Annotated in this window: 23 protein-coding genes; 19 read left to right on the forward strand and 4 right to left on the reverse strand. The window is 70.3% G+C overall.

The window, feature by feature from the left end; all coding sequences use genetic code 11:
* Positions 1–109 precede the first annotated feature (109 nt).
* The 5 genes from FEI13_RS07830 (at position 110) to rloA3 (ending at position 4,068) form a co-directional block, all read left to right on the forward strand.
* The gene (locus tag FEI13_RS07830; RefSeq protein WP_138180991.1) at positions 110–262 is read left to right on the forward strand and encodes a DUF2256 domain-containing protein; all 153 of its coding nucleotides are present in this window, start codon (positions 110–112) and stop codon (positions 260–262) included.
* Positions 259–1,659: a DASH family cryptochrome gene (locus tag FEI13_RS07835; RefSeq protein ID WP_138180992.1), complete on the forward strand. Its 1,401-nt coding sequence runs from the start codon at positions 259–261 to the stop codon at positions 1,657–1,659. The genes FEI13_RS07830 and FEI13_RS07835 overlap by 4 nt, the downstream gene beginning before the upstream one ends.
* Positions 1,660–1,707: 48 nt before the next feature.
* Positions 1,708–2,163 carry a DUF3429 domain-containing protein gene (locus FEI13_RS07840; protein ID WP_138180993.1) on the forward strand — a complete coding sequence of 152 codons (456 nt, stop codon included), beginning with the start codon at positions 1,708–1,710 and terminating at the stop codon, positions 2,161–2,163.
* Between the two features lie 70 nt (positions 2,164–2,233).
* The gene (locus FEI13_RS07845) at positions 2,234–3,493 is read left to right on the forward strand and encodes a lytic murein transglycosylase (RefSeq protein ID WP_138180994.1); all 1,260 of its coding nucleotides are present in this window, start codon (positions 2,234–2,236) and stop codon (positions 3,491–3,493) included.
* Between the two features lie 20 nt (positions 3,494–3,513).
* Positions 3,514–4,068: a retropepsin-like aspartic peptidase RloA3 gene (gene rloA3 / locus FEI13_RS07850; protein WP_138180995.1), complete on the forward strand. Its 555-nt coding sequence runs from the start codon at positions 3,514–3,516 to the stop codon at positions 4,066–4,068.
* A gap of 85 nt (positions 4,069–4,153) precedes the next feature.
* Here the strand turns inward: rloA3 and FEI13_RS07855 are convergent, their stop codons facing one another.
* A complete protein-coding gene (locus tag FEI13_RS07855) occupies positions 4,154–4,867 on the reverse strand; it encodes a 16S rRNA (uracil(1498)-N(3))-methyltransferase (protein WP_138180996.1) in 714 nt (237 codons plus the stop codon).
* 111 nt (positions 4,868–4,978) lie between these two features.
* On the opposite strand from FEI13_RS07855, the gene phaR reads away from it, so the two are divergent.
* From phaR to coq7, 6 genes are all read left to right on the forward strand, one after another.
* A complete protein-coding gene (gene phaR, locus FEI13_RS07860; RefSeq protein ID WP_138180997.1) occupies positions 4,979–5,443 on the forward strand; it encodes a polyhydroxyalkanoate synthesis repressor PhaR in 465 nt (154 codons plus the stop codon).
* Between the two features lie 70 nt (positions 5,444–5,513).
* Positions 5,514–6,806, forward strand: a complete 1,293-nt coding sequence (gene purD / locus FEI13_RS07865; RefSeq protein ID WP_138180998.1) for a phosphoribosylamine--glycine ligase — start codon at positions 5,514–5,516, stop codon at positions 6,804–6,806.
* A gap of 37 nt (positions 6,807–6,843) precedes the next feature.
* Entirely contained in the window at positions 6,844–7,278 is a 435-nt protein-coding gene (locus tag FEI13_RS07870; protein WP_138180999.1) for an acyl-CoA thioesterase, read from the forward strand.
* Entirely contained in the window at positions 7,278–8,150 is an 873-nt protein-coding gene (locus FEI13_RS07875) for a phosphoribulokinase (RefSeq protein ID WP_138181000.1), read from the forward strand. The genes FEI13_RS07870 and FEI13_RS07875 overlap by 1 nt, the downstream gene beginning before the upstream one ends.
* Before the next feature lie 34 nt (positions 8,151–8,184).
* Entirely contained in the window at positions 8,185–8,529 is a 345-nt protein-coding gene (locus FEI13_RS07880; RefSeq protein ID WP_138181001.1) for a histidine triad nucleotide-binding protein, read from the forward strand.
* Between the two features lie 73 nt (positions 8,530–8,602).
* Positions 8,603–9,247 carry a 2-polyprenyl-3-methyl-6-methoxy-1,4-benzoquinone monooxygenase gene (gene coq7 / locus FEI13_RS07885; RefSeq protein ID WP_138181002.1) on the forward strand — a complete coding sequence of 215 codons (645 nt, stop codon included), beginning with the start codon at positions 8,603–8,605 and terminating at the stop codon, positions 9,245–9,247.
* A gap of 102 nt (positions 9,248–9,349) precedes the next feature.
* Here coq7 and FEI13_RS07890 read toward each other — a convergent pair whose 3' ends face one another.
* The 3 genes from FEI13_RS07890 to FEI13_RS07900 all read right to left on the reverse strand — a co-directional run bounded on the left by FEI13_RS07890 (position 9,350) and on the right by FEI13_RS07900 (position 11,581).
* Entirely contained in the window at positions 9,350–9,769 is a 420-nt protein-coding gene (locus FEI13_RS07890; protein WP_138181003.1) for an OsmC family protein, read from the reverse strand.
* 127 nt (positions 9,770–9,896) lie between these two features.
* Positions 9,897–10,559, reverse strand: a complete 663-nt coding sequence (gene murU / locus FEI13_RS07895; RefSeq protein WP_138181004.1) for an N-acetylmuramate alpha-1-phosphate uridylyltransferase MurU — start codon at positions 10,557–10,559, stop codon at positions 9,897–9,899.
* Complete coding sequence (locus tag FEI13_RS07900; protein WP_138181005.1) at positions 10,556–11,581, reverse strand: aminoglycoside phosphotransferase family protein; 1,026 nt, start codon at positions 11,579–11,581, stop codon at positions 10,556–10,558. The genes murU and FEI13_RS07900 overlap by 4 nt, the downstream gene beginning before the upstream one ends.
* 164 nt (positions 11,582–11,745) lie before the next feature.
* On the opposite strand from FEI13_RS07900, the gene FEI13_RS07905 reads away from it, so the two are divergent.
* The 8 genes from FEI13_RS07905 to FEI13_RS07940 all read left to right on the forward strand — a co-directional run bounded on the left by FEI13_RS07905 (position 11,746) and on the right by FEI13_RS07940 (position 19,699).
* The gene (locus tag FEI13_RS07905; protein WP_138181006.1) at positions 11,746–14,196 is read left to right on the forward strand and encodes an LPS-assembly protein LptD; all 2,451 of its coding nucleotides are present in this window, start codon (positions 11,746–11,748) and stop codon (positions 14,194–14,196) included.
* 32 nt (positions 14,197–14,228) lie between these two features.
* Positions 14,229–14,873, forward strand: a complete 645-nt coding sequence (locus tag FEI13_RS07910; protein WP_138181007.1) for a SurA N-terminal domain-containing protein — start codon at positions 14,229–14,231, stop codon at positions 14,871–14,873.
* Positions 14,873–15,922 (forward strand): 4-hydroxythreonine-4-phosphate dehydrogenase PdxA, encoded by a 1,050-nt coding sequence (gene pdxA / locus FEI13_RS07915; RefSeq protein WP_138181008.1) that lies wholly within the window; start codon positions 14,873–14,875, stop codon positions 15,920–15,922. Before FEI13_RS07910 ends, pdxA begins: the two co-directional genes overlap by 1 nt.
* Before the next feature lie 185 nt (positions 15,923–16,107).
* Complete coding sequence (gene rsmA / locus FEI13_RS07920; RefSeq protein WP_138181009.1) at positions 16,108–16,926, forward strand: 16S rRNA (adenine(1518)-N(6)/adenine(1519)-N(6))-dimethyltransferase RsmA; 819 nt, start codon at positions 16,108–16,110, stop codon at positions 16,924–16,926.
* Positions 16,923–17,321: a Co2+/Mg2+ efflux protein ApaG gene (apaG, locus tag FEI13_RS07925; RefSeq protein ID WP_240036474.1), complete on the forward strand. Its 399-nt coding sequence runs from the start codon at positions 16,923–16,925 to the stop codon at positions 17,319–17,321. Before rsmA ends, apaG begins: the two co-directional genes overlap by 4 nt.
* A gap of 31 nt (positions 17,322–17,352) precedes the next feature.
* On the forward strand, positions 17,353–18,174 hold the full coding sequence (locus FEI13_RS07930) for a symmetrical bis(5'-nucleosyl)-tetraphosphatase (protein ID WP_138181010.1): 822 nt from the start codon (positions 17,353–17,355) through the stop codon (positions 18,172–18,174).
* A 37-nt stretch (positions 18,175–18,211) separates the two neighbouring features.
* A complete protein-coding gene (glpE, locus tag FEI13_RS07935) occupies positions 18,212–18,541 on the forward strand; it encodes a thiosulfate sulfurtransferase GlpE (protein ID WP_138181011.1) in 330 nt (109 codons plus the stop codon).
* A 3-nt stretch (positions 18,542–18,544) separates the two neighbouring features.
* Positions 18,545–19,699, forward strand: a complete 1,155-nt coding sequence (locus FEI13_RS07940) for a tRNA nucleotidyltransferase/poly(A) polymerase-related protein (RefSeq protein ID WP_138181012.1) — start codon at positions 18,545–18,547, stop codon at positions 19,697–19,699.

The raw sequence follows: 19,699 nt of genomic DNA on the forward strand, positions 1-19,699 counted from the left end.
AGCCCTGGACGTGGGGCGCGTTGAACGCCTCGATGGTGGTCGCAGAGAGTATTTATCTGTACAAATACTGTACGATTAAAGACCTCTGTCCACCTATGAGGCTGCTCCCATGCATCGCAAGCCGCATCTCCCGCACAAGGTCTGCGCCCACTGCGCGCGCGCCTTCGCCTGGCGACGCAAGTGGGCACGCTGCTGGGGGGAAGTTCGCCACTGCAGCGAACGCTGCCGTCGTGAGGCCCGTCGCCGGGAGCGATCGCTATGAGCCGGACACTGATATGGCTGCGCGGTGACCTGCGCCTGGCCGATAACCCGCTGTTCGCCTTCGCCACCGCTCCGGAGGCGCTACTCTGCGTCTTTGCGCTGGATGAGGCCTGGCTCGAGCCACGACCCGGGCTCGAGACCCCGCGCATCGGGCCGGCTCGCCTGCGCTTCTTGTGGGAGAGCCTGATCGCGCTGCGTGGAGAGCTGCTCAAGCGCGGCAGCGACCTGCTGGTGCGCATCGGGGATCCCGTCGAGGCGGTGGCGGCGCTGGTCGACGCGTACGCCATCGACGAGGTGCGGGTGCGTGCCGATCCCGGCTGGGACGAGCAGCAGGCCGTCGCGCAGCTCTCCTCGCGGCTGGGCGAGAGGGTGACGCTGAACCGCTTCGACACTGGCACCCTGCTCGACGAGGCCTTGCTGCCCACACCGCTCGACGAGCTGCCGGCCAGCTTCTCGGCGTTTCGCCGCGGGGTCGAGCGCGCCGGGTCGATCCCCGATGCCGCCCCGACGCCAGTGACCCTGCCCGGGTGGCCGGAGGCTGCGCCACGCGGCTTTCCGCCCCTCGACAAGGTGTGCGCCCGGGCGGCCGCCTGGGCCCCGGATGCCCGCGGCGGGTTTGCCTTTGCCGGCGGCGAGGCGGCGGGCCGGGCGCGCCTCGAGCACTACCTCTGGCAGAGCGGTGCCATCGCCCGCTACAAGCAGACCCGCAACGGCCTGGTCGGCGCCGACTTCTCCACCCGGCTCTCCCCCTGGCTGGCCCACGGCTGCCTGTCGGCGCGCCAGGTGAACGATGCGGTAGACGCCTGGGAGGCCCGGCACGGGGCCAACGAGTCGAGCTACTGGGTCGTCTTCGAGCTCTTGTGGCGCGAGTACTTCCACTGGGCGGCGCGACAGGAGGGCGCGGCGCTCTTTGGCGAGCGTCGCCTGCCGGCGCCGGACGACGGCTTTCGCGCCTGGCGTGAGGGCCGGACCGGGGTGCCCCTCGTGGATGCGGCGATGTGCGAGCTGGCCGCCACTGGCTGGCTCTCCAACCGCGCGCGCCAGAACGTGGCGAGCTTCCTGGTCAACGAGCTCGCGGTCGACTGGCGCCTGGGGGCGGCCTGGTTCGAGGCTTGCCTGGTCGATTACGATGTGGCCAGCAACTGGGGCAACTGGCGCTACGTGGCCGGCGTGGGGCGCGACACCCGCGACCGCTGGTTCAACGTCCTCAAGCAGGCGCGGGACTACGACCCCGCAGGTCACTACGTCGCCCACTGGCAGCCCGAGCTCGCCGAGCTGCCGCCCGGCCAGGCCCGACATCAGCCCTGGCGGGCAGCGCCCACGCGCTTCGCCTCGCCCGTGGTGGAAGTGTCTGGCTGGGGCGACTGGCTGCTGCCCCGGGGCGCGGCGGAGGACTAGCCGGCGAACGCGGGAGGCTCTCGCGTTCCACTCGCACAAGGAGCCGACATGAGACTCAACGCCGCGCCCCGCTTGCCCTGGATGCTGGGCTTGGCCGGCCTGATTCCCTTCGTGGCGACCGCCGCGGCCACCTGGCTGGCGCCGATCGCCTGGCAGGTCGTTGCCATCCGCGCCTTTCTCGGCTACGCCGCAGTGATCCTCTCCTTCCTGGGCGGAGTGCAGTGGGGCGTGGCCATGTGCCGGGAGCGCCCCGGCGAGACACCGTTCCGAGCGCGCATGCTGCTCGCCATGGTGCCGAGCCTGCTGGCCTGGCCGGCGCTGCTGCTGCATCCGCTCACCGGTGCCTGGGTGCTGGTCGCGGGCTTCGTGCTGGTGCGCTTCCATGAGTGCTCCCGTGACGGCCGGACGCAGCTGCCCGACTGGTATCAATCCCTGCGCACGCTCCTGACCCTGGTGGTGCTGGCTTGTCATGGCCTGGTGATCTGGCGGCTCGCCGGCGCCTGATCGGGCTTTCCTGACGCCCGGATCTGGGCGATGATCGGCCGGTTGATGGACCTCTCCTGCAGGAGCAACGATGAAACGGATGCTGACCCCCCCTCTGCTGATGGCCCTGCTGGCCGGCTGCCAGGCGGCCCCGCCCAGCATGGTTCCAGCGGAGGCGCGTGACGCGGCGACCATGGTGGCCGTGGCCGACGCCGCCCAGCCGGCGGCCGCCGCGGCGAACTTCCAGGACTGGCTGTCGCGCTTTCGGCGCGAGGCGCGCGCCGAGGGCATCACCGAGTCGACGCTGGCGAGAGCCCTAGATGGCCTGCGCTATCGCCCGCGGGTGATCGAGCTCGACCGCTCCCAGCCCGAGTTCGTGCGGCCGATCTGGCAATACCTGGACAGTGCCGTCTCGGCGACCCGGGTCGCCACAGGACGAGAACGGCTGGCGGAGCATCGCGCCACGGCCCGCGAGATGGAGCGTCGCTACGGGGTGCCGGCCGAGGTGATCGTTGCCATCTGGGGCATCGAGAGCAACTACGGCGGCAACTTCGGCGACTTCTCGACCCTGGAGGCGCTGGCCACCCTGGCCTATGACGGCCGCCGCCGCGACTTCGCGCGGACCGAGCTGCTGGCGGCGCTGCGCATCCTCGAGGCGGGAGATATCTCGCCCGAGCGCATGATCGGCTCCTGGGCCGGCGCCATGGGACACACTCAGTTCATCCCTTCCAGCTTCGTGGCCTACGCCGTGGATGGCGACGGTGACGGGCGCCGCGATATCTGGGGCAGCATTCCCGATGTCATGGCCTCCACCGCCCACTATCTCGACCGCGCCGGCTGGCAGGCGGGCGAGCCCTGGGGCGTCGAGGTGCGCCTCCCCGAGGGGTTCGACTACGCGCGCACCGAGCTGGCCCAGCGCCTCTCGAGCGCCGAGTGGGCCGAGCAGGACGTACGCACCCTGACCGGCGCGCCGCTGCCCGATTTCGCCGCCGCCGCGGTGATCGTGCCCGCCGGCGCCGAGGGGCCGGCCTTCCTGGTCGGCCGCAACTTTCGGGCGATCCTGCGCTACAACAACGCCACCAGCTACGCCCTGGCGGTGGGTGTGCTCTCCGGCGAGATCGCCGGCCGCGAGGGCGTGGTGCAGGCCTGGCCGCGGGAGCAGCAGCCGCTGAGCCGCGGCCAGCTGCGCGAGATGCAGCGCCTGCTCAATGCGCGTGGCTTCGAGGTGGGCGCGCCGGATGGCATCATGGGCCCCAATACCCGTCGAGGCCTGCGCGCCTTTCAGGATGCCATCGGCGTCACGCCGGATGGCTTCGCGACCCTCGCCCTGCTCGAGCGCCTGCGGCGCTGAGCCTCGTTTAGGAGGTGATCATGATTTCGACACGTTACCGCCCGCTGCTGCTGGCGGCCCTGCTCTCGAGCGCGGCGTCGGCGGCCTTCGCCGGCGACGACCACGCTGGCGTGTTTGGCTGGGTGGAGAAGGCGACCCTGGAGCCCTGGGGCGTCGAGGTGAAGGCCAAGCTCGATAGCGGCGCGCTGACCTCGTCGCTGGACGCCCGCGATATCGAGACCTTCGAGAAGGAGGGCGATGCCTGGGTGCGCTTTCGCCTGAAGCTCGAGGATGAAGCCAGCGGCGAGACCTTCACCGAGCGCATGGAGCTGCCGCTCTACCGCGACCTTCGGGTGCGTGGCGCCGGCGGGGTCGACGAGCGGCCGGTGGTGCTGATGAACGTCTGCCTGGGCGATACCGTCTATGAGGAGCAGTTCAGCCTGCGCGACCGCGAGGAGATGAACTATCCGCTGCTGCTCGGGCGCCGCTCCATCGGCCACCTCGGCCTGCTCGACGTCCGCGAGACCTTCCTCACCGAGCCCGACTGCGACGCGGACTCCCCCTCCGTCGCCCACGATCCCGACGAGGCGGAGTAGCGCCGCCGTCGTCTCCTCCTGGCGGCCGGCCTAGGAAAGGGGGCGGTCGCGAGGAGGGCAGGGGGCTGAACGCAAGGGCGTCGGCTCAGGAGAGCCGGGCGAGCAGGACGGTGACCGCGGTCTCTACCCGCAGGATGCGCGGCCCCAGGTGAATGCCCTGGCAGCCGGCCTCCAGCAGTCGCTCCACCTCCCAGGGGATGAACCCACCCTCCGGCCCCACCAGCAGCAGCGCCGGCTCGTCGAGCCCGCGGGGGCAGTCGTCGGGCATGCCCGGATGCGCCACCAGGCCGCGCCGCCCCGCGAGCAGCCCCGGCAGGCGGTCCTCGACGAAGGGGCGAAAGCCCTTGGCCAGGGTCACCTCGGGCAGCCGCGTGTCGCGCGCCTGCTCCAGGCCCAGCACCAGGTGGCGGTGGATCTTCTCGTCATCGAGTTCCGGCGACTGCCAGTAGCTCTTCTCGACCCGGCGGGTGTTGAGCAGGGTGATCTGCTTCACGCCGAGCGCCGTGACGTGCTCGAGGCTGCGCGCCAGCATCCGCGGGCGGGGCAGGGCGAGCACCAGATGCACCGGCAGCGCCGGCGGTGGCGGCTGGTCCAGCGCGGAGACATCGAAGCACGCCTCGTCGTCGTCCAGGGTCAGCAGCTCGCCGCGCCCCAGCGCTCCCCCCGCGATGCCGAGGGTCAGGGTGTCCCCGGGACGAGCGCGATGGACCTCGCGCAGGTGCGCCAGTCGCCGCGGGTCGCGGACCCGGGCCAGGCGGTGGTTCTCGATGTCCTCGGGGGAGAGCAGGATCAGGTTCATGGCGCCTCGCCGCGTTAGAGACTGAATGGGGGCTATGTCTTGCATGGATGGTGTCGCGGTGCACAATAGCGCTACGGGGCAGCCGCCCCGCACAGAACAAGGAGCAGCGCCGTGCGCGTGATTCGCAAGTATGCCAACCGCAGGCTCTATGATACCGAACAGAGCCGCTACGTGACCCTCGAGGATCTGCGTGGCCTGATCATCGACGAGGTGCCCTTCCGCGTCGAGGATGCCAAGAGCGGCGAGGATCTGACCCGCACCATCCTGCTGTCGATCATCATCGAGCAGGAGCAGGCCGACGGCGACGCCCAGGTGTTCTCCAACGACCTGCTGGCGCAGTTCATCCGGGTCTACGACATGGCCCAGCCGCTGCCCCTGGCGCGCTATCTGGAACAGGGCACCAAGCTGATGCTCGAACAGCAGCACCGCATGCAGGATCAGTGGCAGCAGGCCATGCGCCACTCGCCCATGGAGCTGATGCGCGAGATGGCCGAGGAGAACATGAAGTTCTGGCAGAAGACCATCACGCAGGCCGGCAGCTCCAGCGACGATGACTCGGGAAATGGCAAGCCGTGAGCGGCGCCGCGTGTCGGTTTCTGACATAATGCCGCGACGTTTCTCGCACGGTTCTGAGGTAGTACAGCGGATGAAGGTCCTGATCATCGGCGGCGGTGGCCGCGAACACGCCCTGGCCTGGAAGGTCGCCCAGTCACCCCGCGTGGAGACGGTCTTCGTGGCCCCCGGCAACGCCGGCACGGCCCGGGAACCGGGGCTCACGAACGTCGCTATCGGTGTCGACGACCTGGCGGGCCTGGTGGCTTTCGCCCGGGAAGAGGGTGTCGCGCTGACCATCGTCGGCCCCGAGGCGCCGCTCGTCGAGGGGGTGGTCGACCGCTTCCGCGAGGCGGGCCAGGCGATCTTCGGTCCCACGGCCGGGGCGGCCCAACTCGAGGGCTCCAAGGCGTTCACCAAGGACTTCCTGGCCCGCCACGCCATCCCCTCCGCCGACTATCGTACCTTCACCGCGGTGGAGCCGGCCCTTAAGTACCTGGCCGAGAAGGGCGCGCCCATCGTCATCAAGGCCGACGGCCTGGCGGCGGGCAAGGGCGTGATCGTGGCGATGACCGCCGCGGAGGCCGAGGCGGCGGTGCGCGACATGCTCGAGGCCAACGCCTTCGGCGATGCCGGCGCCCGAGTGGTGATCGAGGAGTTCCTGCAGGGCGAGGAGGCGAGCTTCATCGTCATGGTCGATGGCGAGACCATCCTGCCGATGGCCACCAGCCAGGACCACAAGCGCGCCTTCGATGGCGATGCCGGCCCCAACACCGGTGGCATGGGCGCCTACTCCCCGGCGCCGGTGGTCACCGACAGCGTCTTCGAGCGCATCATGGCGCGGGTGATCCGCCCTACGGTGCAGGGCATGGCCGAGGAAGGCCATGCCTACACCGGCTTCCTCTACGCCGGGCTGATGATCGACGCCGAGGGCAATCCCAAGGTGATCGAGTACAACTGCCGCTTCGGTGACCCCGAGACCCAGCCGATCATGCTGCGGCTGCGCTCCGACCTGGCCGAGCTGTGCCTAGCCGGGTCGCGCGGCGAGCTGGCCGGGCTGGCCTGCGACTGGGAGTCGCGCCCCGCGGTCGGCGTGGTGCTGGCCGCCGGCGGCTACCCGGGCAGCTACCGCAAGGGCGACGCCATCGAGGGGCTCGAGGCCGCCGAGGCGACCGGCTGCAAGGTCTTCCACGCCGGCACGGCCGAGCATGACGGCCGGGTGGTCACCGCCGGCGGCCGGGTGCTCTGCGTCACGGCGCTGGGCGACGACGTAGAGGCGGCGCGCGACCTGGCCTACCGGGGGGTGGCCGAGATCGCCTGGCCCGAGGTGCTCTACCGCCGCGATATCGCCCACCGGGCCATTGCCCGGGAGCGCGGCGACGCCTGACGACGAAGGACTCCGAACAACAATGACAGGAGCGAGGATGGAGCGTGTGCGACTGAGCTTTCCCGTCGATGAGGTGATGCACCGTCACCCGCTGACGGTGCGCATCACCGACATGAACTACGGTCGCCATCTGGGCCACGATGCGTTGATCTCGCTGCTCCACGAGGCGCGAGTCGCCGCGCTGGCCTCCCGTGGGCTTCAGGAGTGGGATCTCGGCGGCTTTCCCTGCGTCGCGGCCGATCTCGCCGTGCAGTACCAGACCGAGACGCGCTGGCCCGACGCCCTGGTAGTGGAGACCGCCATCCCGGCGCCGGCGCGCAAGGCGATCGGCGTCTACCAGCGGATCCTGCGCGATGCCGACGACGCCACGGTGGCCACCGCCCGGATCAACCTGATGCTGGTCGACCCCGCCACCGGCCGCCCGGTGGCGATCCCCGAGGCGCTGCGCGACACCCTGGCGGGAGCGCGCTGATGTCTCGGGAGTATCCGATCATCGCCCTCACCGGCTCCTCCGGGGCCGGTACCACCACGGTGAAGCGCACCTTCGAGCGGATGTTCGCCCGGGAGGCCGTGCACGCCGCCTTCGTCGATGGCGATGCCTTCCACCGTTACACCCGCCAGGAGCTGGCGCAGATCCTCTTCGACGAGCCCGATCGCAAGGACGAGCTCTCCCACTTCGCGGTGGAGGCCAACCTGCTCGACCGGCTCGAGGCTCTGTTCCGGGAGTACGGCCAGCACGGCAACGGCTCCTACCGGCACTATATCCATGCCGAAGACAAGCAGATGATCGAGGCCGGCTACCAGGTCGGCACCTTCACCGAATGGCAGTCGCTGCCCTGCGGCACCGACCTGCTCTTCTACGAGGGGCTGCACGGGGGGCTGGTCACCGCCGAGCTCGACATCGCCCGCCACGTCGACCTGCTGGTGGGGATCGCGCCGACCATGAACCTGGAGTGGATCCAGAAGATCGATCGCGACATGCGCCACCGCGGCTACGCCCAGGAGGCGGTGATCGACACCATCCTGGGGCGCATGGACGACTACGTGCGCTACATCCAGCCGCAGTTCTCGCGTACCCACATCAACTTCCAGCGGGTGCCTACGGTGGATACCTCGAACCCCTTCGAGGTCCAGGACATTCCCACCGATGCCGAATCCTTCGTGGTGATCCGCTTCCGCGACCCGGCCACGGTGGACTTCCCCTACCTGCTGGCGATGATCCAGGATGCCTTCATGAGCCGCCCGCACACCCTGGTGGTGCCGGGCTCGCGGCTGTCGCTGGCCATGGAGCTGATCCTGGGGCCGCTGGTGCGCCACCTGCTGGCCCAGCGGCGCTTTCGCTGACGCCGGCCCGACCCTTACGCAAGGAGAACCGCCCATGGATTGCCTGTTCTGCAAGATCATCGATCGCGAGATTCCCGCCGACATCGTCTATGAGGACGACGAGGTGCTGGCCTTCAACGACATCAATCCCCAGGCGCCGACCCACATGCTGATCGTGCCCAAGCGCCACATCGCCACCCTCAACGACATCCAGGAGGACGGCGACCTGGCGCTGGTGGGGCGCCTGCAGTACACCGCCGCCAGGCTGGCGGCCGAGCAGGGCTTCGCCGAGGATGGCTACCGGGTGGTGATGAACTGCAACGACCACGGCGGCCAGACCGTCTATCATATTCACATGCACCTGATGGGCGGTCGTCGCTTTACTTGGCCGGCTGGCTAGCCGGCGCCCTGCGGCCGAGGCCGCGCGCGACCCGGCGTACGACGCATCAGGTGCATTCTCGAGAGATTCCGTCATGACCCGCTCCCTGACCCGTGCCGACAACCTGATCCACCAGTTCGATACCGTGTTGAGGACCCTGGTGCCCCACGCGGCGAGCCCCTCGCGGGCCTCCCCGGCGACTCCGGCGGTGCACGATGAGCCGATGAGTGCGGAGGAGCGGCGTCACGCCGCGGGGTTGATGCGCATCAACCATACCGGCGAGGTGTGTGCCCAGGCGCTCTATCAGGGCCAGGGGATGACCGCCAAGCTGCCCGAGGTGCGCGGCCAGATGGAGCAGGCCGCCCAGGAGGAGATCGACCACCTGGCGTGGTGCGATGAACGCCTCCAGGAGCTCGACGATCGCCCGAGCCTGCTCAATCCGCTGTTCTATGCGGCCTCCTTTGGCCTGGGGGCCGCGGCGGGCGCCGTCGGCGACCGGGTGAGCCTCGGCTTCGTGGCCGCCACCGAGGAGCAGGTCGGCCATCACCTGGAGGAGCACCTGGTCACGCTGCCGGCGGGCGATCATCGCTCCCGCGCCGTGCTGCGCCAGATGGCCATCGACGAGGCCCACCACGCCCAGCTGGCGCTGGAGGCGGGCGGCAGCCGCTTCCCCGCGCCGGTCAAGCTGGGAATGAAGCTGATGTCGAAGGTGATGACCACCAGCGTTTACAAGCTATAAGCTTGAAGAGCGCCGCTCCGCGGCTGGAAGCTGGAAGAAGCTCCCTGATTAGGAGACTGATGGCAACATCAACATTCTGCCTTCCAGCTTCCAGCTTCCAGCTTATTCCTCGACGATGGTAAAGGAGTGGGTGATCTCGACGCCGCCGTTGACCAGCATGATGGAGGCACTGCAGTACTTCTCGGCGGAGAGTTCCACGGCACGCGCCACCTGCTTCTCCTTGAGGCCGCGGCCGCTGACGGTGAAGTGCACGTGGATCTTCGTGAAGACGCTCGGCACCTCGTCGCTGCGCTCGGCCTCGAGGCTCGCCACGCAGTCGGTCACGTCGGCCCGGGCCTTCTCGAGGATGTTGAGGATGTCGAAGGAGGTGCAGGCGCCCATGCCCATCAGCAGCATCTCCATGGGGCGCGGGCCGGTGTTGCGGCCGCCGTGGTCGGGCGGGCCATCGATGACCACGCTGTGGCCGCTGCCGCTCTCGGCAACGAATTGGCGTCCATCGGTCCACTTCACGCTGGCTTTCATAGTGCAGGTATCCTTAATTCGACTATTCGGCAGCCAGCTCGGGACCGTTGTGGTGCCCCTCGCTTGGTAGGCTGCGATAAGGGTGATCGGGAAAAAGCGGTCAGCATAGCAGCTGCCGGGCGGCGGCTCAGCCCCCGAGGCGGCGGTCGAGCTCGGCCAGCCGTGCCGGCGTGCCGACGTCGACCCAGGCGCCGCGGTGGTGGGTGCCGCCGACGCGGCCCTCGGCCATGGCGCGCCGGAGCAGCGGCGCCAGGCCGAAGGCAGCGGGTGCTTCATCGGCCACCAGCACCGGGTCGAGCAGACTCACCCCGGCGAAGGTGAGGTGCGGCGCCCCCTCGGCATGCACCCGGCCGCGCGGGTCCAGGTGGAAGTCGCCCTCCGGGTGGTGGTCGGGGTTGTCCACCAGCACCAGGTGGGCCAGGTCGTCGCCCAGCGCGGGCAGCGACGACGGGCAGAGGTCACACCAGACGTCGCCGTTGACCAGCAGGAAGGGAGCGTCGCCGAGCAGCGGCAGCGCCTGGCGGATGCCGCCGCCGGTCTCCAGGGGGCTCGCCTCGCGGCTCCAGGCGATGGACACGCCATAGGCTGAGCCATCGCCCAGGGCGTCGATGATCTGCTGTGCCCGGTAGCTGACGTTGATCACCACCTCCGTGATGCCCGCGGCGCGCAGGCACTCGAGGTGATGAACGATCAGCGGGCGGCCGGCCACCTCGAGGAGCGGCTTGGGGCAGTGGTCGGTGAGCGGGCGCATGCGGGTGCCGAGACCCGCGGCCAGGATCATCGCCTTCATGCACAGGCCTCCAGGCGTGCCGCGAGCGCCGGACGGAAGGTCTCGGCGAGCCAGCTGCGAAACGCCGCGTGGTCGGGCAGGCCGGCGAGGCTCTCCTCCAGGTGGCCGAGGAAGTGCGGCAGGCGCTCGAGATAGCCCTGGCGAGCGTCGCGCAGGGTCAGCCGGCAGAAGATGCCGAGCACCTTGAGCGAGCGCTGGGCGGCCATGGCCTGGACCCGGGCGAGGAAGGTCGCGGCGTCGACGTCCTCGGCCAATCGGCCGTCGGCGATGGCGCGGACGCGGAAGGCCTCGGTCCAGGCGGCCAAGCGCGCCGGGGCAAAGCGGCAGTAGCGTCCGCGCAGCAGCGAGATCAGGTCGTAGCTGAGCGGGCCGGCGACGGCGTCCTGGAAGTCGATCAGGTAGAGGGCATCATCCTTCACCATCAGGTTCATGGCGTCGAAGTCGCGGTGCACCGCGACCACCGGCTGCGCCAGTGCCGAGGCGATCAGCGCCTCGCGCAGCGTCGCCCAGCCCGGCGGCGGGGTCAGGTCCAGCCACTCGCCCAGGCACCAGTCGGGGAAGAGGTCGAGTTCGCGGCCGAGCAGGGTGGTATCGTAGGCCGGCAGGCCATCCACCGGGGCGCGGTTCTGCAGCTCGTGGAGCAGGTCGAGGGCACGCTCGTGCCAGGCCAGGGTCGCCGGATCATCGTCGCCCGCGAAGCGGTCCTGCAGCGGCGTATCGCCGAGGTCGTCGAGCTCGAGGAAGCCGGCGTCGAGATCCACGCCGTGCAGCGCCGGTACCGGCAGGCCGGCGGCTCCCCACTGCTCGGCGATGGCCACGAAAGGGCTACTGTCTTCCCGGTCGGGCGGGGCGTCCATCAGCATGCGGGTGGTGCCATCGGGCAGCTCGAGGCGGAAGTAGCGCCGGAAGCTGGCGTCGCCGGCGGCGAAGCGCAGGCTGACGGCCTGCGGGGAGAGGCCGTGGCGCCTGGCCGCCCAGGCTTGCAGCCGCTGTGTTCGCGTGGAATCGGTGGCCTCGGGCATCGTCGTCTGGCTCCTTGTGAGGGGGCGGGTACGGTTGACGGCCCCGTGGGGGCCCCGCATGCTGAGCGCCCGACATCGTCGGCGATGGCAGGGCTCGCGCCGGCAGCACAGGCCGGGTGCGGCCTGTATAATACCGATTCACCCCGCCAAGGACATCGTGGAGCATGGGCAAGCGACACTCGTGGACATGGACGGCCCTGACAGGTCTGGCCGGCGCCGGCCTGGCGAGCGGGCCCCTCTCGGCGGCGCCCCCCGAGTCGCTGCCGGCGGCCCAGCTGGACTGGCAGCCCTGGGGCGAGTCACGCCCCGCGGATGCCCTGTGCCGCGGCCGCTACGTGATGCCGGATTACCGCCTGCCGCCGCCGCCCGGCGAGAAGGTGGCGAGCGAATCCGATCGGGTCGCCTCGGGCGAGGAGGGCGAGACCCGCCTCGACGGCGAGGTGCTGCTGCGCCGCGGCGACGCCCAGCTCGAGGCGCCACGGGTGCGGGTGCCCGCCAGCCGCGAGACCGCCTACGCCGAGGGGCCGCTGACCCTGCGCGACCGCAACCTGCTGGTGCGGGGCGACGCCGCCGAGTTCTCCCTGAACAGCGACGCCGCGAGCATCGACACGGCCCACTACGTGGCCCATGAGCAGCGCCTGCGCGGTGATGCCGTGCGCCTGGCCCGCCTCGACGGCGAGCGCTACCGCCTCACCGAGGCGAGCTTCACCACCTGCGAGCCGGACAGCGACCTGTGGCGCCTGGTCGGCAACGACATCCTGCTCGATCGCGAGATCGGCGTCGGCACCGCCAAGCACGCCCGGCTCGAGGTGGGCAAGGTGCCGGTCTTCTACTGGCCCTGGGTGCGTTTCCCCCTGGACGAGCGTCGCCAGACCGGCTTCCTGTGGCCGCTGCTGGGGCTCTCCGCCGACTCCCTCGACTATGCCCAGCCCTTCTACTGGAACATCGCCCCGGACCAGGACGCCACGATCACGCCGCGCGTTATCAGCGATCGCGGCCTGCTGCTGGGCGGCGAGTACCGGTATCTCTTCGAGAACCACGGTGGCCAGATCGAGGGCGCCTACCTGGCCGACGACGACGGCGATCCCGACGACGAGCCGAGCTATGAGGGCGAAGATCGCTGGTATCTCGACTACCGGCACGCCGGACGCCTGGATGCCCGCACGCGCTATCGGCTGCGCTATGGGGCGGCCAGCGACGGCAGCTACTTCGATGACTTCGGGCGCGATTTCGGCGAGGGCGACACCGCCTACATGGCGCGCCTGGCCCAGATCGATCATCGCGGTGATACCTGGCGGCTGCAGGCCAAGGCCCAGGGCTACCAGAAGCTCGATGATCCGCTGCTCGATCGTGACAAGCCCTTCTACCGCCTGCCGAGCCTGACCGCCGACGCCCGCTGGTTCCAGGACAGCGGCTTCTACCAGCAGTGGCGCTCCAACGTCACCTACTTCTGGCGTGACGTGGACGAAGCGGCACTGCCCGACACGGAGCGCTTCGATCGAGAGTCGGCCAACGGCACCCGCCTGCACCTGGCACCGGCCACCGGCTGGCGCTGGGACGAGAGCTGGGGCTACCTGGAGCCCCGCGTCGAGTGGCTCGCCACCGCCTACCAGCTGGATTACGGCGAGCGCGAGACCGACCGCGACGAGAGCCTCACCCGCAGCATGCCGGTGGCCAGCGTCGACGGCGGCCTGGTCTTCGAGCGCGAGCTCGCCCTCGGCGGGCGCGACTACCGCCAGACGCTGGAGCCGCGGATCAACTACGCCTACGTGCCGGCACGGGACCAGACCGAGTTTCCCGATTTCGACACCGCCGAGCGCGCCTTCTCCTGGAACCAGCTCTGGTCGCCCTTCCGCTTCAGCGGCAGCGACCGGGTGGGCGATCTGAACCGCGTCTCGCTGGGCCTCGAGTCGCGGCTGCTGGCGGACGAGAGCGGCCGCGAGCGCGTCTCCATCGGGCTGGGGCAGGCCTACTACCTGGAGGATCGCAGCATCGACATGGATGGCGATCCCGACAAGTCCGAGCGTGAAGACTATGCCAGCTTCAACGATTATTACCGAGCCACCCGGAAGCGCTCGCCGCTAGTCACTCGGGCGGACTGGCAGATCACCGAGGAGTGGCGCACCCGCTGGCAGTGGCTCTACGACGACCACCTGGATCGCACCGAGAGCACCTCGCTGGACCTGCAGTATCGGGCGCCGGCCGGCCACGTGCTGAACCTCGGCTATCGCTGGCAGATCGAAGGCTTCGACCCTGCCGAAGAGGACGAGGACGTGGTCACCTACAACCGCGAGGAGGTCGACCTGTCGTTCGCCCTGAAGGCCAGCCGGCAGGTCGACCTGATCGGCCGGCTGCTCTACGACAATACCAACGACCGGGCCCTGGAGCAGCTGGCGGGTGTCCAGTGGAACGACTGCTGCTATGGTCTGCAGCTGGTCTGGCGTGAGTGGATCGACGACAACGACACCGCCAACACCATCGAGGACGACCAGACCGATCGCGGGATCTTCCTGCGCTTCGTGTTCAAGGGGCTGGGCGGCGTCGGCGGCGACGCCGATGGCTACTTCCAGCAGGCGATTCCGGGCTACCGGAGCGCGTCCCTGGACCGCCTGTGAGACATTCGACATCGACGAGAGGAAAGAGAGACATGCGCAGCCGACGTATCGCCACCCTGGCGCTGGCCCTGTGCCTGACCGGCCTGCCCCCGACGGGGCTGGCCCAGGAGTCGGCCTACGCGGGCCGTCAGCCGCTGGACCGCATCGTGGCGGTGGTCAACGAGGGCGCCATCATGGCCAGTCAGCTCGAGAACCGCGTCGCCCAGGTCCGCAGTCAGCTCGAGGGCGGCGGGCAGGCGACGCCCCCCGACGCGGTCCTGCGCGAGCAGGTGCTGGAGCGCATGATCGTCGAGGAGATCCAGCTGCAGATGGCCCGTGAGGCCAACCTGAGCGTCGACGATACCGAGCTCAACCGCCAGGTACGGGCCATCGCCGAGGGCAACGGCATGACCCTGGAGCAGTTCGCCGATGCGCTCGAGGCCGATGGCCTGTCGCTCGGCGTGGTGCGTGACCAGGTGCGCCGCGAACTGCTGATGCGCCAGCTGCAGCAGCGCCGGGTCGCCAGCCGGGTCGACCTCTCCGAGCGTGAGGTGGATCGCTTCGTGGAGCAGCAGGGCGTCAGCCGCGACCAGGCGCGTCAGGCGCTGTTCCAGCGCAAGGTCAATGCCGAGATGGAGGAGTGGGTCCAGGAGATCCGCAGCCGCGCCTTCGTCGACGATCGCCTCGAGGCGCGCTGATGTCGCCGGCGGACGCGCCCGTGCTGGCTCTGACCTGCGGCGAGCCGGCGGGCATCGGGCCGGAGCTGGCCGTGATGCTGGCCGCCGACGTGGTCCCCCCGGCACTGGTGGTGGCGGTAGGCGATCCGGCCCTGCTCGCCGAGCGCGCCGCCATGATCGGTCGCGAGGTCGAGATCCTTGAACTCGCCCGCGACGAGGCGCCGCCCGCGCCGCGCCGTGGCGTGCTGCCGGTGTGGCCCGTGGCGCTGCGCGCCCCGGCGCGTCCCGGTGAGCTCAATGTCGCCAACGCCGCCCACGTGCTCGAGACCCTCGACGTGGCGCTGGCCGCCTGTCGCGCCGGCCGCGCGGTCGGCATGGTCACCGCGCCCCTGCACAAGGGGGTGATCCTCGACGCCGGCCATGCTGGCTTCAGCGGCCACACCGAGTACCTGCGCGACGCCTGCGGGGTCGACGAGGTGGTGATGATGCTGGCCACCGACAGCGCCCTGCATGCCCGCGAGGCGAGCGGGCAGGGCGGGGCGGCGCTGCGAGTGGCGCTGGCCACCACTCACCTGCCGCTTCGCGAGGTGGCCGATGCCATCACCGGCCCGCGCCTGGCTCGCCTGCTGAACATCCTGCACGATGACCTGCAACGCTGGTTCGGCGTGGATGCGCCGCGCATCGCCGTCTGCGGCCTCAACCCCCATGCGGGGGAGGGCGGTCACCTGGGGCGCGAGGAACTGGACACCATCATCCCGGTCCTCGAGGCCCTGCGCGCCGAGGGGCTGACCCTTGACGGCCCCCTGCCGGCCGATACCCTGTTTACCCCGCGCCATCTCGAGGGCGTCGACGCGGTGCTGGCCATGTATCATGACCAGGGCCTCCCCGTGCTTAAGTACGCCGGTTTCGGTCGCGCCGCCAACATCACCCTGGGGCTGCCGCTGGTGCGCACCTCGGTGGATCACGGCACCGCGCTGGACCTGGCCGGCCGCGGAGTCGCCGACCCGGGCAGCCTGCGGGTCGCCGTGGCGTTGGCCGCCGAGATGGCGAGTCGCGGCGGCCGTGGCTAGACGAGACGTCCAGCCGTTCGAGGGGCGCCGGGGATAGACCGAGGCGGAGGTCCGATGCCAGGGAAGGCATCGGTAGCGTACAGGGAGGGTTCCACAGCGCCTCCGTAAACGGTCTATCGCCGGGTCAGCCCCGACACGGCGGCGATGCGACAGTGAGAATCTCAAGAGACATAAGGACACCCCGAATGGCATCCCGCCCCCCGGTTCATCAGGCCCGCAAGCGCTTCGGCCAGAACTTCCTGCGCGACTACGGCGTCATCTCGCGCATCGTGCGTGCCATCGGCCCTCGTCCCGGCGACCGGCTGGTCGAGATCGGCCCGGGCCAGGGCGCCCTGACCGAGCCCCTGCTCGAGGCCGCCGACGGCCACCTCGAGGTGATCGAGCTCGACCGCGACCTGATCCCCGGGCTGCGGGTGCAGTTCTTCGACAAGCCGGGCTTCATCATCCACGAGGGCGACGCCCTGAAGGTGGACTTCCGGGAATTGCGAGGCGACGGCCCGGCGCTGCGCGTGGTGGGCAACCTGCCCTATAACATCTCCACGCCGCTGATCGTCCACCTGCTCCAGGCCGGCGAGGCCGTGGCCGACATGCACTTCATGCTGCAGAAGGAGGTGGTCGAGCGGCTGGCCGCCGCGCCGGGCGGCCCCGACTGGGGGCGGCTGTCGGTGATGGCGCAGTATCACTGCCGCGTCGACGCCCTGTTCACCGTGCCGCCGGAGGCCTTCGTGCCCCGGCCCAAGGTCGACTCGGCGATTGTGCGCCTCACGCCCCATGAGACTCTGCCTCATCCGGCCCGCGACGAGGCGCTGCTCTTCGACCTGGTGCGCCAGGCCTTCGGCCAGCGGCGCAAGACCCTGCGCAACAACCTCAAGGGGCGCATCGATGCCGCGGCCCTCGAGACGCTGGGCATCGACCCGGGGCGGCGCCCCCAGACGCTGGACGTCGAGGAGTTCGTGCGCATCGCCAACCACCTGGCCGCGGCCGGGGAAGGAGAAGTCTCATGACGCCGACGATGCCCGAGGGGCTCGAGGAGGCCATCCGCGTCGACGTGGCGCCGGACTTCCGCCTGGACGAGTCCGACCCCGACGAGCAGCGCTTCGTCTTCAGCTATACCGTCACCGTGCACAACGCCTCCGACCACAGCGTCCAGCTGCTCGCCCGCTACTGGAAGATCACCCAGGGCAGCGGCAAGGTGCAGGAGGTGCGCGGCAAGGGGGTGGTCGGCCAGCAGCCGCTGATCGGCCCCGGCCAAAGCTTCCGCTACACCAGCCGGGCGATTCTCGACGGCCCGGTGGGGGTAATGGAGGGCGCCTACACCTGCGTCGATGCCGCCAGCCAGCGCCCCTTCGAGGTGGCGGTCTCTCCCTTCCGACTGGCCGGGCCCAACCAGGTACACTAGATCCCGTGACACGCACCGCAACGGAGCCGACATGACTACCTATGCCATCGGCGACCTGCAGGGTTGCCACGCGGAGTTCGTCGCCCTGCTCGAGCGGCTCGACTTCGACCCGCGCCGCGACCGGCTGTGGCTCGCCGGCGACCTGGTCAACCGCGGCCCGGGGTCGCTCGCCTGCCTGCGCGAGGCGATGGCGCTGGGCGAGGCCGCAAGCGTCGTGCTCGGCAACCACGACCTGCACCTGCTGGCGGTGGCCCGGGGCGGTGCCCGGGAGAACCGCAAGGACACCCTGGCGCCGATCCTCGGCGCTCCGGACCGCGAGCGCCTGCTCGACTGGCTGCAGACGCGCCCGCTGCTGGTGCGTCGAACCTCCGCGGCGCAGGGCGAGACCGTCATGACCCACGCCGGCCTGCTGCCCCAGTGGCCAGTGGAGCAGGCCGCTGGCCTCGCTGTCGAGGCCGAGGCGCGCCTCGCTGGCGAGGGGGCCGGCGCCTTCCTCGAGGCGATGTACGGCAACGAGCCGGCCTGCTGGCGCGATGATCTCGACGGTATCCCGCGGCTGAGGATGATCGTCAACGTCTTCACCCGCATGCGCTTCCTCGACGCCGCGGGCTGCCTCGATTTCGCCGCCAAGGAGGGGCTCGACCGCGCCCCGGCGGGCTTCGCCCCCTGGTTCCAGTACCCGCGACAGGACGATCCCTGGCTGCTGTTCGGCCACTGGGCGGCGCTCGAGGGCGAGACGCCCGATAGCCGCGTGCGCGCCGAGGCGCTGGATACCGGCTGCGTCTGGGGTCGCCGGCTGACCGCCCTGGACCTCGAGAGCGGCCGGCGCATCAGCGTGCCGAGCCGGCAGTGAACCGATCGAGACGATCCCCGACGACGAGAGACCTGTCATGACCACCGCTCCCTTCTACCACCTCGACATTCCCGCCCTGGCCGACTGGCTCGAGGGCGACTCGCCCCTCACCCTGGTCGATATCCGCGACCCCCAGAGCTTCGCCCAGGGGCGCGTGCCCGGCAGCCAGCGCCTGGGCAACGATACCGTCGAGGCCTTCCTCGGCGAGGCCCCGCGCCAGCCCCCCCTGGTGGTGATCTGCTATCACGGCCACTCCAGCCAGCAGGCGGCGGCCTGGCTGGCCGGCCAGGGCTTCGCCGAGGTCTACAGCCTCGATGGCGGCTTCACCGACTGGCAGCATCGCCACCCCGACCGCGTGGAGCGCTGAGCCATGAGCGCGAGCGACGACCGTCACCTCGAGGGTCTCGAGGTCTATCGCGTCGGCGGGGCGGTGCGCGATGCCCGCCTGGGTTGGCCGGTCAAGGACACCGACTGGGTGGTGGTCGGCACTACCGCCGAGGAGATGCAGCGGCGGGGCTTCAAACCGGTGGGGCGTGACTTCCCGGTCTTCCTGCACCCAGTGAGTCATGAGGAGTTCGCCCTGGCGCGCACCGAGCGCAAGTCGGGCCACGGCTACACCGGCTTCGTGGTGCATGCGAGCCCCGAGGTCACCCTCGAGGATGACCTGGCGCGGCGCGACCTGACCATCAACGCCATGGCCGAGACCCCCGAGGGCGCGCTGGTCGACCCCTACGGGGGGCTCGCCGACCTTGAGGCGCGTCGGCTGCGCCACGTCTCGCCGGCCTTCGTCGAGGATCCGCTGCGGGTGCTGCGTACGGCGCGCTTTTTGGCCCGCTATGCGGGGCTCGGCTTCGTCATCGCCGAGGAGACTCGCACGCTGATGCGCTCGCTGGCGGCGAGCGGCGAGCTTGAGCACCTGGTGGCTGAGCGAGTCTGGACGGAGACCGAGAAGGCGCTCTCCGAGCCCTGGCCGGAGGTCTACTTTCAGGTGCTGGCGGCATGCGGAGCGCTCGCCGTGCTGATGCCGGAGCTGGCCGAGGATGACGCGGACCTCGATGCGGCGCTGGGGCGCCTGCATCGGCTGCCCGAGGACATCGAGGCCGAGGCACAGGTGCGCTGGCGCTGGGCACGCCTGGTCGAGCATCTGGGCGACGACGAGCGTGGGACGCTGTCCGAACGGCTGCGCCTGCCGCGGGCGCATCGCGAGCTGGCCACCCAGGCGGCCAGAACCCGGGCCCTGTGCCGACGGGTCGCGACCAACGGACTATGCGGGGCGCAGGTGATGCGCTGGCTCGACGGCATCGATGCGTGGCGCCGCGGCGACCGGGTGGCGCCGCTGATCAGCCTGGTGAGCCTGGACGCCCCGTCGCTGGCCGAGGACCTGGCCCTGGCCTGGCGGCTGGCGGCGCAGATCCTGCCCAAGGCGCTGGTGGCGGAGGGCTATCAGGGGCGCGAGCTTGGCGAGGAGTTGGCACGGCGACGCTGGGAGGCCATCGAAGGGGCGCTCGCCGACCCCGGGGCATGA

The sequence above is a fragment of the Halomonas urmiana genome, assembly GCF_005780185.1.
In the GTDB taxonomy this organism is placed as follows: domain Bacteria; phylum Pseudomonadota; class Gammaproteobacteria; order Pseudomonadales; family Halomonadaceae; genus Halomonas; species Halomonas urmiana.

Bases quoted from the DNA above. Each gene is read 5' to 3' on its own strand.
- purD (WP_138180998.1), top strand. From the start codon at position 5,514: ATGAAGGTCCTGATCATCGGCGGCGGTGGCCGCGAACACGCCCTGGCC.
- coq7 (WP_138181002.1), top strand. From the start codon at position 8,603: ATGACCCGCTCCCTGACCCGTGCCGACAACCTGATCCACCAGTTCGAT.
- FEI13_RS07830 (WP_138180991.1), top strand. From the start codon at position 110: ATGCATCGCAAGCCGCATCTCCCGCACAAGGTCTGCGCCCACTGCGCG.
- FEI13_RS07840 (WP_138180993.1), top strand. From the start codon at position 1,708: ATGAGACTCAACGCCGCGCCCCGCTTGCCCTGGATGCTGGGCTTGGCC.
- FEI13_RS07910 (WP_138181007.1), top strand. From the start codon at position 14,229: ATGCGCAGCCGACGTATCGCCACCCTGGCGCTGGCCCTGTGCCTGACC.
- murU (WP_138181004.1), bottom strand. From the start codon at position 10,559: ATGAAGGCGATGATCCTGGCCGCGGGTCTCGGCACCCGCATGCGCCCG.
- glpE (WP_138181011.1), top strand. From the start codon at position 18,212: ATGACCACCGCTCCCTTCTACCACCTCGACATTCCCGCCCTGGCCGAC.
- apaG (WP_240036474.1), top strand. From the start codon at position 16,923: ATGACGCCGACGATGCCCGAGGGGCTCGAGGAGGCCATCCGCGTCGAC.
- FEI13_RS07930 (WP_138181010.1), top strand. From the start codon at position 17,353: ATGACTACCTATGCCATCGGCGACCTGCAGGGTTGCCACGCGGAGTTC.
- FEI13_RS07905 (WP_138181006.1), top strand. From the start codon at position 11,746: ATGGGCAAGCGACACTCGTGGACATGGACGGCCCTGACAGGTCTGGCC.
- pdxA (WP_138181008.1), top strand. From the start codon at position 14,873: ATGTCGCCGGCGGACGCGCCCGTGCTGGCTCTGACCTGCGGCGAGCCG.
- rsmA (WP_138181009.1), top strand. From the start codon at position 16,108: ATGGCATCCCGCCCCCCGGTTCATCAGGCCCGCAAGCGCTTCGGCCAG.
- FEI13_RS07875 (WP_138181000.1), top strand. From the start codon at position 7,278: ATGTCTCGGGAGTATCCGATCATCGCCCTCACCGGCTCCTCCGGGGCC.
- FEI13_RS07870 (WP_138180999.1), top strand. From the start codon at position 6,844: ATGGAGCGTGTGCGACTGAGCTTTCCCGTCGATGAGGTGATGCACCGT.
- rloA3 (WP_138180995.1), top strand. From the start codon at position 3,514: ATGATTTCGACACGTTACCGCCCGCTGCTGCTGGCGGCCCTGCTCTCG.
- FEI13_RS07845 (WP_138180994.1), top strand. From the start codon at position 2,234: ATGAAACGGATGCTGACCCCCCCTCTGCTGATGGCCCTGCTGGCCGGC.
- FEI13_RS07855 (WP_138180996.1), bottom strand. From the start codon at position 4,867: ATGAACCTGATCCTGCTCTCCCCCGAGGACATCGAGAACCACCGCCTG.
- FEI13_RS07900 (WP_138181005.1), bottom strand. From the start codon at position 11,581: ATGCCCGAGGCCACCGATTCCACGCGAACACAGCGGCTGCAAGCCTGG.
- FEI13_RS07880 (WP_138181001.1), top strand. From the start codon at position 8,185: ATGGATTGCCTGTTCTGCAAGATCATCGATCGCGAGATTCCCGCCGAC.
- FEI13_RS07940 (WP_138181012.1), top strand. From the start codon at position 18,545: ATGAGCGCGAGCGACGACCGTCACCTCGAGGGTCTCGAGGTCTATCGC.
- FEI13_RS07835 (WP_138180992.1), top strand. From the start codon at position 259: ATGAGCCGGACACTGATATGGCTGCGCGGTGACCTGCGCCTGGCCGAT.
- FEI13_RS07890 (WP_138181003.1), bottom strand. From the start codon at position 9,769: ATGAAAGCCAGCGTGAAGTGGACCGATGGACGCCAATTCGTTGCCGAG.